The 13528-nt window shown below is 66.1% G+C and carries 10 protein-coding genes; 4 read left to right on the forward strand and 6 right to left on the reverse strand.

Annotated elements, in window-relative coordinates:
* Positions 1 to 43 precede the first annotated feature (43 nt).
* From XpruCFBP8353_RS22405 to XpruCFBP8353_RS22425, 5 genes are all read right to left on the reverse strand, one after another.
* Positions 44 to 2236: an FUSC family protein gene (locus XpruCFBP8353_RS22405; RefSeq protein WP_101365187.1), complete on the reverse strand. Its 2193-nt coding sequence runs from the start codon at positions 2234 to 2236 to the stop codon at positions 44 to 46.
* Positions 2233 to 3681, reverse strand: a complete 1449-nt coding sequence (locus XpruCFBP8353_RS22410; protein ID WP_101365188.1) for an efflux transporter outer membrane subunit — start codon at positions 3679 to 3681, stop codon at positions 2233 to 2235. The genes XpruCFBP8353_RS22405 and XpruCFBP8353_RS22410 overlap by 4 nt, the downstream gene beginning before the upstream one ends.
* On the reverse strand, positions 3678 to 4610 hold the full coding sequence (locus XpruCFBP8353_RS22415; RefSeq protein WP_162301159.1) for an efflux RND transporter periplasmic adaptor subunit: 933 nt from the start codon (positions 4608 to 4610) through the stop codon (positions 3678 to 3680). The genes XpruCFBP8353_RS22410 and XpruCFBP8353_RS22415 overlap by 4 nt, the downstream gene beginning before the upstream one ends.
* On the reverse strand, positions 4607 to 4825 hold the full coding sequence (locus XpruCFBP8353_RS22420) for a DUF1656 domain-containing protein (RefSeq protein ID WP_101365190.1): 219 nt from the start codon (positions 4823 to 4825) through the stop codon (positions 4607 to 4609). Before XpruCFBP8353_RS22420 ends, XpruCFBP8353_RS22415 begins: the two co-directional genes overlap by 4 nt.
* A gap of 88 nt (positions 4826 to 4913) precedes the next feature.
* On the reverse strand, positions 4914 to 5369 hold the full coding sequence (locus XpruCFBP8353_RS22425; RefSeq protein WP_101365191.1) for a MarR family winged helix-turn-helix transcriptional regulator: 456 nt from the start codon (positions 5367 to 5369) through the stop codon (positions 4914 to 4916).
* A gap of 128 nt (positions 5370 to 5497) precedes the next feature.
* Here XpruCFBP8353_RS22425 and folE point away from each other — a divergent pair, with 128 nt between their 5' ends.
* From folE to XpruCFBP8353_RS22445, 4 genes are all read left to right on the forward strand, one after another.
* Positions 5498 to 6100 (forward strand): GTP cyclohydrolase I FolE, encoded by a 603-nt coding sequence (gene folE, locus XpruCFBP8353_RS22430; protein ID WP_162301161.1) that lies wholly within the window; start codon positions 5498 to 5500, stop codon positions 6098 to 6100.
* Positions 6101 to 6119: 19 nt separating this feature from the next.
* A complete protein-coding gene (locus XpruCFBP8353_RS22435; RefSeq protein WP_101365193.1) occupies positions 6120 to 7589 on the forward strand; it encodes a DUF3375 domain-containing protein in 1470 nt (489 codons plus the stop codon).
* Positions 7576 to 8280 carry a DUF4194 domain-containing protein gene (locus tag XpruCFBP8353_RS22440; RefSeq protein WP_101365194.1) on the forward strand — a complete coding sequence of 235 codons (705 nt, stop codon included), beginning with the start codon at positions 7576 to 7578 and terminating at the stop codon, positions 8278 to 8280. The genes XpruCFBP8353_RS22435 and XpruCFBP8353_RS22440 overlap by 14 nt, the downstream gene beginning before the upstream one ends.
* Positions 8281 to 8563: 283 nt before the next feature.
* A complete protein-coding gene (locus XpruCFBP8353_RS22445) occupies positions 8564 to 12580 on the forward strand; it encodes an SbcC/MukB-like Walker B domain-containing protein (RefSeq protein WP_101365195.1) in 4017 nt (1338 codons plus the stop codon).
* Positions 12581 to 12654: 74 nt separating this feature from the next.
* Here XpruCFBP8353_RS22445 and XpruCFBP8353_RS22450 read toward each other — a convergent pair whose 3' ends face one another.
* Positions 12655 to 13434, reverse strand: coding sequence for a sulfite exporter TauE/SafE family protein (locus XpruCFBP8353_RS22450; protein WP_162301162.1), 780 nt, complete (start codon positions 13432 to 13434; stop codon positions 12655 to 12657).
* Positions 13435 to 13528: the final 94 nt, after the last annotated feature.

Consider the following 13528-nt stretch of genomic DNA (forward strand, 5'->3'; position numbering starts at 1 on the left):
GGGCGCTCCAAGGCACGCGCGCCAGTGGCGTGCAGGCAGTGCCTTATCGCCCCGCAGGGAGAGGGGCGAAAGGCGGCCGAGTACCGGCGTTGCCATGGGGAGATGGCGCCTTGTGCGCAAACACGCTGTAACGCAATCCAATCAACCCCAACAGCGCTTCATCGCGAGAGGCGCCCGCCGGCACCTTGCCCACGCGCGTCAACAACGCATCCAGACGATCGCGCAGCGCATCCGGCCCAGGCAATGGACGCTTCTGCGCCACCTGCTGCCGGTAGTGCGCAGCCACATCGCGCAAAATCGCATCCACCGCTTCGCTACTCGACGCCGGCAGACCGTGCCGCGCGCTGCGTAGCTGCAGAATGTTCAGGCCCACGCGCACGTCGTTCAGCATGTCGACCGACGCCAGGTCGCTACCTGGCGGGGTTAAGGCCAATCTGGGGGCGAGCAGGCCGAGCAGATCCAGCATGCGTGCGGCAAATTGCTGGCGATCCTGCGCGCCGTGTCCGTCGGCGGCATAGGCCAGCGTGCGCCAGCCCTGGCGCACCAGCCGGCGCGCGCTCCATTCGGCACCCACCGAGCGGAACACCCGCGTCAGCACCACCGCAAATCCGATCCCCAGCACCATCGCCACCGCTGCATTGACGAAGCGCTGCAGGTTGGCGTTGTAGGTATTCTGCAGGCTCAGCAGTGCAGTGAGGTTTACCACCAGCGGCAATGCGATCAGCATGCTCTTGGGGCGATGCAGCAGCGCGCCCAATGGCAGGAACACCGCCGCGAGCACCAGCACCAGCATCGGGAAATCGTGGATGGCCGGGAAGATGCCGAACAAATAGATGCCGGCGACCACACTGGCCACCACTGCCCAGATCAGGAACGACAGCATGCTCGGCGCGGGGTCGTCCTGCGCGGCGAAGAATGCGGCAGTCACCGCGGCCATCATTGCGCCGTTGCCGCCGCCTTCCCAGCCTATACCGATCCAGAGCACGCAATACGCCATCAGCGCGAAACCGGCGCTCAGTGCGGAAAATGCGGCCATGCCGAAATCGATGTGCCGCGTGCCGCTGGCAGGTAGGTCTGCAGCGGCGGCCTGCGGCCGCGACATACCGAGGCGCTGCAGCAGCGAGGGTTGCATGCGCGAACGCGTATCGGCGTCTGCCCGCGCAGCTTCGGCCGAAGCTGCGGATGCAGGCCGTGTTTCCGACGCCTGCAGCACACGCGGCGACGGCGACGCGGCGCCCTGCAGCAAGCCGTGCTCCAGCGCGCGGCAGTCTTGCCAGAGGTCGAGCAATTCTTGCAGACGCAGCAGCAAGCTCGCCAGCAGCAGATGCTCGACGTCCTGATCCACCGCCGGGCGCAGTGCGGCAATGCGTGCGCGCAACGCGTCGAGGTCCGCATCGCTGCATGCAGCCTCGTCCTGATCCACCCAGGTCGCGACGTCCTCCAGCAGTTCGCCGATATCAGGCGACTGCACAGACCCATCGCGCTGCAATGCATCCAGCCGATCGGCGATCGACGACAGCACCGGCAACAGCATCAGCATGCGCGCGCGCAGTTGCTCCATGGCCGGCGCTGCATGGGCATGCCGCGGGTCGTCGTGGCGCACGAAGGCGATCAAGGCCTCGAACTGCACCAGATCGGCCGCCAGGCGATTGCGCGGCGCCTGTGACGGTCCGCGCTGCAGCACCTGGCGGCACCACTGCGCCGCGTCCTGCATCCAGTTGCCGATCCGCGCGGTGAGCATCGGCTTGACCGAGGCCGGAAACAGCAGTGACGCAAACAGCACGGCCATGACCGTGCCCAGGATGATCTCTTCGCTGCGTGCCACCACGGTATCGAAGATACTTTCGGGTGAGTTCACTGCCGGAAAGCCGATGAAGGCGGTGGTGTAGCCGGCCAGCAAAAATGCATAGCCGCGCGGGCCGCGATTGAGCAACGCCAGGAACAGGCAGGCCGAGAGCCACAACGCCATCGCCGCGCTCAGCAACAGGGGCGTTTCCACCAGATTCGGCAGCATCACCAAGGTCGCCACGCCTGCCAGCAAGGTGCCGAGCACGCGGTACACGCCCTTGGCGCGGGTGGGGCCGAGCAGCGGTTGCGAGACGATGTAGACCGTGGCCATCGCCCAGTACGGCCGCGACAGATTGCCGGCCAGCGCGACATACAACGCCGCGATCGAGGCGGCGAACGTCTTGGTCGAAAACAGCCAGGCCTGGCGATCGCGCAGCAACGTGCTCATCGCGCAGCCGCGGCAGCCGTGCCGTCCCACCCGCCGCCCAGCGCCAGAAACAGCTGGATCTGATCCTGCGACACCTGCGCCTGTGCATTGGCCAGGGTCATGTCGGCCGTAGCCAGGGTGCGTTCGGCATCCAGGCTGGATAAGTAAGGCGTGCGCCCACCTTGATACAAGCGCCTGTTTTGCGACGACGCCTGCGCGGCCTGTTGCTGCGCCTGTTCCAGCAGATGCAGGCGGTCCAGATCCTGCGCATAGCGCGACAACGTGGTCTGCACTTCGCGCAAGGCCTGCAGCACGGTGTTGTCGAATTGCGCCAGCGCGGCATCGGCGCCGGCCTCGGTGGCGCGCACGCGGGCACGCGCACCGCTGGAAGGCAGCGTCCAGGAGATCAGCGGGCCAAACGACCACGCATGTGTGGCTGGCTCGCCGAAGTCCGCCAGCAGGCCGGTGGCGCCGATCGAACCACCCAGGCGGATGTCTGGATACAACGCGGCAGTGGCCACGCCGATGCGCGCGGTGGCGGCTGCGAGTCGGCGCTCGGCCTGGCGCACATCCGGACGACGCGCCAGCAGCGCACGGCCATCGCCGATCGGAATCGGCTGCTGCAATGCGGGCGCGTGCGCACAGCTGTCCACACCGGCCGGCACTTCGCCGGGCGTCTTGCCCAGCAGCGCGGCCAATTGGTAGCCAGCGGCCTGGCGGCGCGCGCGCAACGGCGGCAGCGCCGCTTCCAGCATCGCCACCTGTGCAGTGGCGCGCGCCAGATCGGGCGGCGTGCCGCGGCCGGCAGCGATCAGGCGTTGGGTGATCTGGCGGCTGTACTGCTGCAATTGCAGCGAATGCTCGGCCACCTGCAACTCATGGTTGGCGTTGCAAATCTCCCTATAACTGCCGGCCACCTGCGCGGCCACGCTGACGCGCGCAAGATCGATCGCCGCTTGTGCGACCTGGGTGTCGGCATGGGCGGCTTCCGCGCCGCGTTGCAGCTTGCCGAATAGATCGAACTGATACGACACGCCGAACTTGCCATCGGCCAGGTTGAACACCGGCAGTTTTTCTTCCTGCAAGAACGCTTCGGCAGACACCTGCGCGCGGCTGACGCCGGCTTCCACGTCATAATCGAAACCGCCGGCATCCATGGCCTGTTCGTAGACCGCAGCGGCGCGGCGCAGGTTGGCGCCAGCCACCCTGAGCTCGACGTTGTCGCGCAAGGCCTGTTCGATCAGGTCATCCAGCATCGGGTCCTGATACAGCGCCCACCAGCGCGCCGGCAGCGCGGCGCCGGCCTGCACCTGGTCGTTGCCGGTGTCCAGAAATGCGCCATTGGCGGCCGGTCGCTGATAGGCCGACTGCGCCGGCACGGCGTAGTTCGGGCCGACCGTGCTGCAGGCACTCAACGTGGTCAGCAGTGCGGCCAATCCCAGCGGACGAAACACAGTGCGGGTCATGGCGCCGCCTTGGCCTGCACACGGGCAGGCGCGATGGCCGCAGTCGCCGCAGTCGCGTTCGCGGTGTCCGGCAGGATGCTCACCGTGGCGGTGCGCCCGGCGATCAACCGCACATGCGCAGGCACGTGGTCCAGCGCGATGCGCACCGGAATGCGCTGCGCAAGCCGCACCCAGTCGAAGGCCGGGGTGACATTGGGCAACGCGCCGGCGCTGCCGCTGCGATACCGGTCTTCGATGCCGGCGGCGATGCTCTGCACATGCCCGTGCAACATGACCGGCTCACCCATCAGCTGCACATCCACGCGCTGGCCGGGGTGCACGCCCTGCAGGCGGGTTTCTTCGAAATAGCCGTCGACACGGAATGAGCCGGTGTCCAGCACCGCCACCACTGGGCGCCCGGCAGTGACGTAATCGCCCACGCGCACGGTGCGGTCGCTGACGTGCCCGTCGGCCGGGCTACGCACCTGGGTGCGGTCCAGATTGAGTTGGGCCAGATCCACTGCCGATTGTGCGGTGGCGACCGCTGCCTGCGCCTTTTGCACATTGGAGCGGCGCACTTCGGCATCTTCGGCGGCGACCAGGTCCTGCAGGCTGCGGTCGCGCGCGATCTCGCGGCGCAGCTGGCTCAGCGTGGCCTGGCGCTCGGCCAGCGCGGCGTGCGCCTGTTCCAGCGCGATCGCATAGCGCGCGCGGTCCACCACGAACAGCAATTGCCCGCGCGTGACCGGCTGGTTGTCGGCCACGGCCACCGATTCCACCAGCCCGGAGACATCCGGCGCCACCTGCACCACATCGGCGCCCACGTGCGCATCGCGCGTCCACGGCGCCTGCATGTAATAGCGCCACAGGTGCTGCAACACCAGCGCGGCCACCACCACCATTGCCAGGGTCAGCAGTGCCGGCCCCGCGGTCTTGATAAGCTTTTTCACGATTGCATCCAACGGGTCAGGAAAAACAGGCCGCCCAGCAGCGCGATGTACAGCGCCAGGTTGAACAGCGCCGGATGCCAGATGTAGCGATAGGCACCGCCGCGGGTGAGCAGCGCGGCGAGCGCGCTGTTGAGCAGATAGGCCAGCGTCATCAACGCCAGCAAGGTGGGCACGAACACACCGTAGAGACTGAATTCGCCGTACATCGGGCACATCCTGGGAAAGAAACACCAATACCCGGCGCAGCGCGCCAGGGCATCGAACAGGTCACAACGCGCGTCGCACGCGACGCCGACAGCCGACTCAGTCGGCCCGGCTCAGCCGCGCATGCGCCTGCGCGATCTGCTCCCACAAGGTCAGCACCACCTGCACATCGGTGTCGCTGAGCGTGCCGAACACCTCCGCACGCAATGCATCCAGGCGGGCTTCGATGCGGCCGACCAGCGCCTGCCCTGCATCGGTGAGCCACAGCTGATTGGCACGACGGTCGCTGCTGTCGGCTTCGCGGCGCAGCAGGCCCTGGGCGGCCAATTTGTCCAGCAAGCGCACCAGAGACGGGCCTTCCATGCCCAGTTGCTGGGCCAGCGCCACCTGGCGGATACCGCCGCCGGAGCGGCCGATCATCAGCAATGGACCGGTGCAGGCGCTGGACAGCTCGAATTCGGCAAACGCCTGGTCGGCCAAGCGTTGCCACTGGCGCGCGGCCACCAACAGTCCGGAACTGAGCTGAGCGCGTGGGGGGAGGGAGATGTTCGTCATAACAGATAGGATGCTATCAATTCATAAATGAATCAATAATCACTGAACCTTTGCAAGCTGGCGCAACCGCACCTGGGGCGGCCGGTCAGTCCTCAGGTACCATGCTCGCCCCCTTTGGGTGCACCTGCATGAGCCAGTCCGACCAGCCCGATTCCTCCGTGACCCAAACCCAGGCCGAAGAGGCCGTGCGCACCTTGTTGCGCTGGGCGGGCGAAGATCCGACGCGTGAAGGCCTGCTGGACACCCCACGCCGGGTGGCTGAGGCCTATGGCGACTGGTTCAGCGGCTACCGCGAAGAACCGCGCGAATACCTGGAACGCACGTTCGAGGAAGTGGCCGGCTACGACGAGTTGATCGTGCTACGCGACATTTCCTACGAAAGCCATTGCGAGCACCACATGGCGCCGATCATCGGCAAGGTGCACGTGGGCTATCTGCCGCGTGGCAAAGTCGTCGGCATCAGCAAGCTGGCCCGCGTGGTGGAAAGCTACGCGCGTCGCTTCCAGGTGCAGGAAAAGATGACCGCGCAAATCGCCCAATGCATCCAGGACGTGCTGCAGCCGCTTGGCGTAGGCGTGGTGGTGGAAGGCGCGCACGAGTGCATGACCACCCGCGGCATCCACAAGCGCGGCGTCAGCATGGTGACGTCCAAGATGCTGGGCAGCTTCCGCGACGACGCACGCACCCGCGCCGAATTCCTGCAGTTCATCGAAGTGGGCGGCAAGCGTTGAGGCAGTCGCAGCAGCGCCTATGAAACATCAGGCACGTATCGCCGGCTATCGGCAACTGCGCGAGCAGCCGCTGTGGAAACTGCTTGCCGCCGACCACGCACCCGAGTTGATCGGGCTGCTGCAGACGGTGTTGATGGATGGCGAACGCCGCCTGCCTTCGGCCGTGTTGCACGAGCGTTTGCAGCGCCAGCTGGATGCCCTGCGCGCCGACGAGCTGTCCCGCGAACTTCCGCGCACCGCGCAGGCGTATCTGGCGCATTGGTTGGCACAAGGCTGGCTGGAACGTCGCCTGCCTGAAGGCGCGGCCGAAGAAGAATACGAACTCTCGCGTGCCGCGACGCAGGCCATCCGCTTCATCGTTGGCCTGCGCGAAAGCAGCAGCAGTGCCACCGAAAGCCGCCTGTCGCTGGTGATCCAGCAACTGGTGCAGCTGGCCGGCCAGACCGAAGCCGATCCGGAGCTGCGTCTTGCCGCCCTGCGCGAAGAACGTGCGCGCATCGACGCCGAGATCGAACGCGTGGCCTCCGGCCGGGTGGCCGCGCTCGATGGCAAGCGCGCGCTGGAACGCGCCCGCGACCTGATCCATCTCTCCGACGAGCTGGCCGAAGATTTCCATCGCGTGCGCGACGATTTCGAACAGCTCAACCGCCAGTTCCGCGAACGCATCATCGACGACGAAGGCGCGCGCGGCGATGTGCTGGAACAGTTGTTCAACGGCGTGGACGTGATCGCCGACAGCGAGGCCGGGCGCACCTTCGAAGCGTTCTGGAGCCTGCTCAACGACACCCAGCAGAGCAGCCAGCTTGATCAGGCGCTGGATGCGCTGCTGGCACGCGGCTTTGCCCGCAAGCTCGACCGGCGCGAACGCGCCTTCCTGCGCGGCTTGACCGGCACGCTGCTGGAGCGCGGCGGCGAGGTGCACACGGTGATGCAGCACTTCGCACGGAGCCTGCGCGGTTTCGTGCAGAGCCGCGGCTATCTGGAGCAACGCCGGCTCAATCAAGTGCTCAAGCAGGCGCAGGGCGAAGCCCTGCAATTGCGCGACAGCCTGCATGCCACCGCCGCCACCGGCTACACGCAGGCGCTCAGCAGTAGCCGCCTGCGCTCGTTGTCGCAATGGCGGCTGCACGACCCACGGCTCACCCAGGTGGACGGGCGTGTGCAGGCGGCCGATGCGGCCGAGATCTCGCTGGACAGCGTGGGCGACTTGGTCGCGCAATCGGAGATCGACGTACGCAGCCTGCGCCGCGACCTGCATGAGCTGCTCGGCCAGCGCCCGCGGCTGACCATCGGCGATGCGTTGCAAGAGCGCCCGGCGATACAGGGGCTGGGCAGCGTGATCGGCTACCTGTCGCTGGGCACGCGCCACGGCATGGTGATCGAAGGACAGATGGAAACGGTGCAATGGGAAGGCAGCGATGGCGCCGTACGGCGCGCACGCATTCCCTTGGTGTGGTTTACCCTGGAGAAACGTAATGAACTGGTCTGAGCAGGCGCCGTCCGGCATCCACGAGGACGACGAGGACGCCGCCGACAGCACCCCGCCACTGCGCGCAAGCGATGCTGCCGGTGATGTAGCAGGTGCTGCGCTGTTCTTGGGCGACACCGGGACGTTGCCGTTCGACGCGCGGCGCGCACTGTGCCAGTTGTTGGCAGGGCCCAGCATCGATGCGCAACGTCACGGCGCACTCTGGCCGGCGTTGTTGCGCAACGAGGTGGCGATTCGCCGGTTGTTGTGCGAGCTGTTTCTGGAGTTGGTGCTCGACCGCGAGGGCGGGGTCGCCTTCACCCGTCAGGCCGACACCGCCGAGCTGGAATCGCCCACCTTGCTGCGCAGTGCGCCACTGACCTTTATCGAATCGGTGCTGCTGCTGTTCCTGCGCCAGCAACTGGCCGAGGCCGATACGCGCGGTGAGCGTGCAGTGGTGGACGAGGCGCAGCTGGTGGAAGCATTGTCGGTATACGAAAAGAACGTGTCCACCGACCGCGCGGGCTTCGCGCGGCGGGTGCTGACGGCGATCGGCAAGATGCGCGACAACCAGTTGCTGTCGCGCTTGCGCGGCAGCGAGGAGCGCTACGAGGTGTCGCCGGTGCTGAAGCTGTTGTTCTCGGCAGAGGACGTGCAGGCGCTGGTGGTCGCGTATCGCGGCCTGCGGGAAGGGGATGTGGCTGCGGAGTGATTCCTTCAGCGTTGGCGGCAGCGCGCAGGCTCTTGTTCTCCCGTCGGGACCTTGGGCCCCTTCATGGGGCGAAGGGGCCCGCCGGGCGGATGAGGAGACGTTGTGGCGTGATGCCGGGAGCGTGCCATGTGCCTGTTGCTGTCATGCAATGACCGTGGCAGTGCGCGCGAATCGCAGATACAACCGCAACAGGCGTAGTCGCCCCGCAGCACACCACACCACAGCGCTACCGTTCGTAATCCGGTTTTTCGTGTTTCCGTCGTCCCGTTTTGATGAGTGAGCCATGAAGTCACAGCCCAACCTTTCGCCAGTGCAGCCGGGTACGTCCTTGTTTGCCGAGACGCTTGCCGAGCAGCGTGCGCAGCAGTTCCGGATGCGGCGCTTGCAGGTGCACAACTGGGGCACCTTCAACGGGCTGACCGAAGTGCCGATTGCGGAGAAAGGCTTCCTGTTCGTGGGTCGGTCCGGTTCGGGTAAATCGACCTTGCTGGATGCGATGTCGGCGTTGCTGACGCCACCGAGCATCGTCGACTTCAACGCCGCTGCGCGCGAGGCCGAACGCAGTGGGCGCGATCGTAGTCTGGTGTCATATGTACGCGGTGCGTGGGCCGATCAGCAGGACAGCGCGTCCGGCGAAATCGCCACGCAATACCTGCGCAAGGGCGCCACCTGGACCGCGTTGGTGCTGGAGTACGCAAACGCGCATGGCGAGGCGGTGAGCCTGATCCGGTTGTTCTGGATCGCCGGCAGTGGCAACGCGGCGGCCGATGTGCGGCGGCATTACATTGTTGCGCCGCGCAGCTTCGATGTGGCGACCGAGCTGGATGGCTTCGATCTGGACCTGCGCAAGCTCAAGGCGCGGCTGGGCGAGGAGATCGCACATTTCGACGGCTTCGCCGGTTATGCCGAACGCTTCCGGCATGCACTGGGCATCGGCAACGAGATGGCGCTGCGGCTGTTGCACAAGACCCAGTCGGCCAAGAACCTGGGCGATCTGAACGCATTTCTGCGCGGTTTCATGCTGGATGAGCCGCGTACTTTCGAAGCGGCCGATCGGCTGGTGGAGGATTTTGCCGAGCTCGATGGCGCCCACCATGCGGTGGTCACCGCACGGCGCCAGGTGGAAACGCTGACGCCTGCGCGCGAGCACCATGCGGCGCTAATGGCATTGCGCCACAGCGTTGGCGAGTTGCGCGAGCTGCAGTTGGGCGTGGACAGCTATCGCGAGCAGCAGCGGCTGGCCTTGCTGGAGGAGCGGCTGCAGGAGCTCGATCACCAGGACCGCGGCCTGGCCGGCGAAGAAGGGCAGCGCCGCGAATCGCTGGATAACCACGAGCAGAAACTGAGCGGTCTGGAGCGCGAGCAGCGCGCCGCCGGCGGCGAGCAGATCGAAGAACTGGAGCGCGAGCGTGCGCGTGTGGAACGCGAGCGCGACGAACGCCTGCGTCGCCGTGCGCAGATCGAGCAGGCTTGCCGTCAGCTCGGCACCGCCCTTGCTGCCGGTGCCAGCGGCTTCGCTGCGCAGATCGCGCATGCGCAAACCGTCCTGGATAACGGCAAGCACGACGCCAGTGCGCTGGATGACGCCATTGCCGAGCGCATGGGTGTGCGGCGCGATGACGAACGCCGATTTGCCGAGATCCGTGCCGAGCTGGATGCCTTGAAGCGCGCACCGTCGAGCATGCCGGCCCCGATGCAGGCCCTGCGCGCGCGGCTGTGCGAAGACATCGGCATTGCCGAGGCCGCACTGCCGTTCGTTGGCGAGCTGGTCCAGGTGCGCGATGACCAGATGGCCTGGCGCGGTGCGATCGAGCGTGTACTGAATGGGTTTGCGCAATCGCTGTTGGTGGACGAGCGGCATTACGCGCAGGTCAGCGAATGGGTCAACCGCACCCACATCGGCACGCGCCTGGTGTACTTCCGTGTGCGCCGTAACGACGAGCTGCATTCGCGACGTGTCGATCCCGATGCGCTGCCTGGCAAGCTGCAATTGCGCGAGCACGCCTTCACCGAGTGGCTGCGCAACGAACTCACCCGCCGCTTCGACTACGCCTGCGTGGACAACGCAACCGCGCTGCGCAACGCCGACCGCGCGATCACCCGCGAAGGGCAGGTCAAGCATCCCGGCGATCGGTATGAGAAGGACGACCGCCACGCGGTCAACGACCGCAAGCGCTGGCTGCTCGGTCACGACAACCGCGACAAGCTCAAGGTGTTCGAGCGCGAAGCGCAGGCGCTGGCCCAGCGCATCGCCAGCTGCGATGCCGACGTCGCAGCGCTGCGCAAGCAGCGCGAGCAAGACCAGGAACGCCAGCTCGCCGCACATACGCTGGTGGAGCGCGATTGGGACGAGATCGACGTCGGCCCCAAACTGCAGCGGCTAAGCGATATCGATGAGCAGTTGGTGCAGCTGCGCGAAGGCAACAGTGGCTTGCGTGCGCTCGGTCAGGCCATCGACACCGCACGCACGTTGCGCGACCAGGCCAAGCGCACCTACGACGACGTGCGGCTGGAACGCGCGCAACTGGCGCGCGAGCGTGTGCGGCTCGAACAGCAGCATGCGGCATGTGCAGGCCGCGCAGGCACCGCCACGCTCACACCCACCCAGCTGCAAGGCCTGCGGGAACGTCTTGCCGCATTGACGCCGTTGTCGCTGGACAACCTGGAAGCGCACTTCCGCGTGGTCGAGCGTGGCCTGGCCGAGCAGTTGGCCGAAAGTCAGGGCCGCGACAGCCGGCTCAGCGCGCAGTTGCTGGAATGCTTCCGCAGGTATTGCCAGCAGTGGCCTGAAGACAGCGGCGACTTCACCGTGAGTCTGGCCAGCGCCGACGATTTCCTTGCGCGCCTGAATCGACTGGAAAGCGATGGCCTGCCGCGCCATGAGCATCGCTTCTTCGACCTGTTGCAGACCCAGAGCAAGAACAACCTGCTGGCCTTGCAGCGCCACACCGCCGAGGCCCACAAGGGCATCAAGCAGCGCATGGACGAGGTCAACGCCAGCCTGGAGCAGGTGCCGTTCAATCGCGACACCGTCCTGACCATCGAAGTCAGCGACCGCCGCCTGGCCGAGGTGCAGGAATTTCAGCAGCAGTTGCGCGCGGTGTTGTCGCATCAGCAGACCGAAGACCGCGCCCTGGCCGAAGCGCAGTTTTCCACCTTGCGCGCGCTGGTGGCGCGCCTGGGCGCGCAGGAACCAGAGACACGCCGCTGGCGCGAACAGGTGCTGGATGTGCGCCTGCATGTGGAATTCATCGGTGTGGAACTGGATGCGCAAACGCGCGCGCAGGTGGAGATCTATCGCAGCGGCGCCGGCAAATCCGGTGGTCAGCGGCAGAAACTGGCAACCACCTGCCTTGCTGCGGCGCTGCGTTATCAGCTCGGCGGCGAAGACGGCGAACTGCCGCGCTACTGCGCGGTGGTGTTGGACGAAGCCTTCGACAAGGCCGACAACGAGTTCACCGCGCTGGCGATGAATATCTTCGAGAACTTCGGCTTCCAGATGGTGGTGGCCACACCGTTGAAATCGGTGATGACGCTGGAGCCTTTCATCGGCGGCGCCTGCTTTGTCGAGATCAGCGGCCGCCACAACTCCGGCGTGTTGTTGATCGAATACGACGAGCAGGCGCAGCGATTGAAGCTACCCGAGCGCTCGCGTGGCGATGAGCCAGCGGTTGCCGATGCCGCTGCGCCAGCGATCGCGGCTGCGAGCGCGCCTGAAGAAGTGCAGGGCGCTGCACACGCAGCTGGCATGACAGCTGACGCTGTCTTGGGGTATCTGACATCGTCTGCGGCGGATGAGACCGCGTCTGCACCGCAGAAAAGGCAGACGCGCAAGCGCACGTCGGCAGGAGCGACGGCGAACAAGCGGGACAAGACCGCCAAGACCGCATCTTCCACGCGCGCTGCGGCACAGCCTCAAGCAATACATCCGAAGAAATCGCCTTTGCGCACGCCAGCTGTGGTTGGCACGCAGGCAGCCGACAAACGCACAGCGCGCGTGCCGGCAGTGTCGTCAGGAGCCGCATCCAAGTCCAACCTGGGCAAGACCGCTCGGTCTTCAAAAACCCCGGGCAAGCCGATCAAGGCAACGAGCACATCCAACGTCACATCAAAGAAAGCCGTCGCAACGTCTGCTGCATTGAACGCTGCCGCGGCCAAGCCGCGTGCAGCCGCCGCGTCGACTGGGCAGCCGGCACGTGGTCCCGGCAAGACCACCTCGACACGCGGGGCGGTGAAACCTTCGCCGGCTAAAAAGCGCGGTGCGACGGCAGGCACTGTGCAGTCGCGCGGCAAGCGCTGAAACCAGTGCACAGGTGACGCCATCTGCATGGTGGCGTCACCGCGCCGATGACGTCGCGGTGGCAGCAAGCATTCCTAGTGCAGCAGATCCCAGCCCATCTTGCCGATCAGCACGATCACCAACACCAGGAACAATTTGCGGATCAATGGCGTGCCACCGCGTAACGCCATCCGCGTGCCGGCCACTGCGCCGGCCACGTTCGCCGCCGCCATCGGAATGCCGACCGCCAACATCACCTGCCCGCTGGGCAAAAAGAACGACAACGCCGCAAGATTGGTGGCCAGGTTGACCACCTTGGCTGCGGCCGAGGCACGCAGAAAATCCAGACCGAAAAAGCGGATGAACAGGAAGATCAGAAAGCTGCCCGTGCCCGGGCCGAAGAACCCGTCGTAGAAGCCAATCGCCGCGCCCATCGCCAAGGCGGTCGCCAGTTCGCGCCGGCCGATCTGGCGTGGCCGATGCAGCGCGCCGAAGTCCTTCTTGATCAATGTGTAGATCAGCATCGCGACCAGTAGCAGCAAAATCAGCGGCCGCACCGCTTGCTTGGGCATCAGACTGACGGCGGTCGCGCCCAGGAACGAAAACGTAAACGCCGCCGCCGTTGCATACAGCACCGGCCGCCACGGAAAGCGCACCGTGCGCGCATACCGCCATGCCGAGGCACCGGTGCCGAACATCGCGCTGAACTTGTTGGTGCCCAGAATCAGCGCTGGCGCCTGGTGCGGCAGCGTCGCAAACAAGCCCGGCAACTGGATCAGCCCACCGCCGCCGACCGCCGCATCCACCAGCCCGGCCACGAACGCGATGCACAGCAGCCACGGCAATTCGGTGGGAATCAATTCCAGCAAGGCCACGCTCCGCACGACGGGGCGACAGCATAGCCTCCGCTTCCCGCTTCCCGCTTCCCGCTTCCCGCTTCCCAATCCCCAATCCCCAATCCCCAATCCC

The sequence above is a fragment of the Xanthomonas prunicola genome, from assembly GCF_002846205.1.
In the GTDB taxonomy this organism is placed as follows: domain Bacteria; phylum Pseudomonadota; class Gammaproteobacteria; order Xanthomonadales; family Xanthomonadaceae; genus Xanthomonas; species Xanthomonas prunicola.

Excerpts from the sequence above, each read along its gene's own strand:
- XpruCFBP8353_RS22405 (WP_101365187.1), bottom strand. The coding sequence starts at position 2,236 with ATGAGCACGTTGCTGCGCGATCGCCAGGCCTGGCTGTTTTCGACCAAG.
- XpruCFBP8353_RS22410 (WP_101365188.1), bottom strand. The coding sequence starts at position 3,681 with ATGACCCGCACTGTGTTTCGTCCGCTGGGATTGGCCGCACTGCTGACC.
- XpruCFBP8353_RS22420 (WP_101365190.1), bottom strand. The coding sequence starts at position 4,825 with ATGTGCCCGATGTACGGCGAATTCAGTCTCTACGGTGTGTTCGTGCCC.
- XpruCFBP8353_RS22425 (WP_101365191.1), bottom strand. The coding sequence starts at position 5,369 with ATGACGAACATCTCCCTCCCCCCACGCGCTCAGCTCAGTTCCGGACTG.
- folE (WP_162301161.1), top strand. The coding sequence starts at position 5,498 with ATGAGCCAGTCCGACCAGCCCGATTCCTCCGTGACCCAAACCCAGGCC.
- XpruCFBP8353_RS22435 (WP_101365193.1), top strand. The coding sequence starts at position 6,120 with ATGAAACATCAGGCACGTATCGCCGGCTATCGGCAACTGCGCGAGCAG.
- XpruCFBP8353_RS22440 (WP_101365194.1), top strand. The coding sequence starts at position 7,576 with ATGAACTGGTCTGAGCAGGCGCCGTCCGGCATCCACGAGGACGACGAG.
- XpruCFBP8353_RS22445 (WP_101365195.1), top strand. The coding sequence starts at position 8,564 with ATGAAGTCACAGCCCAACCTTTCGCCAGTGCAGCCGGGTACGTCCTTG.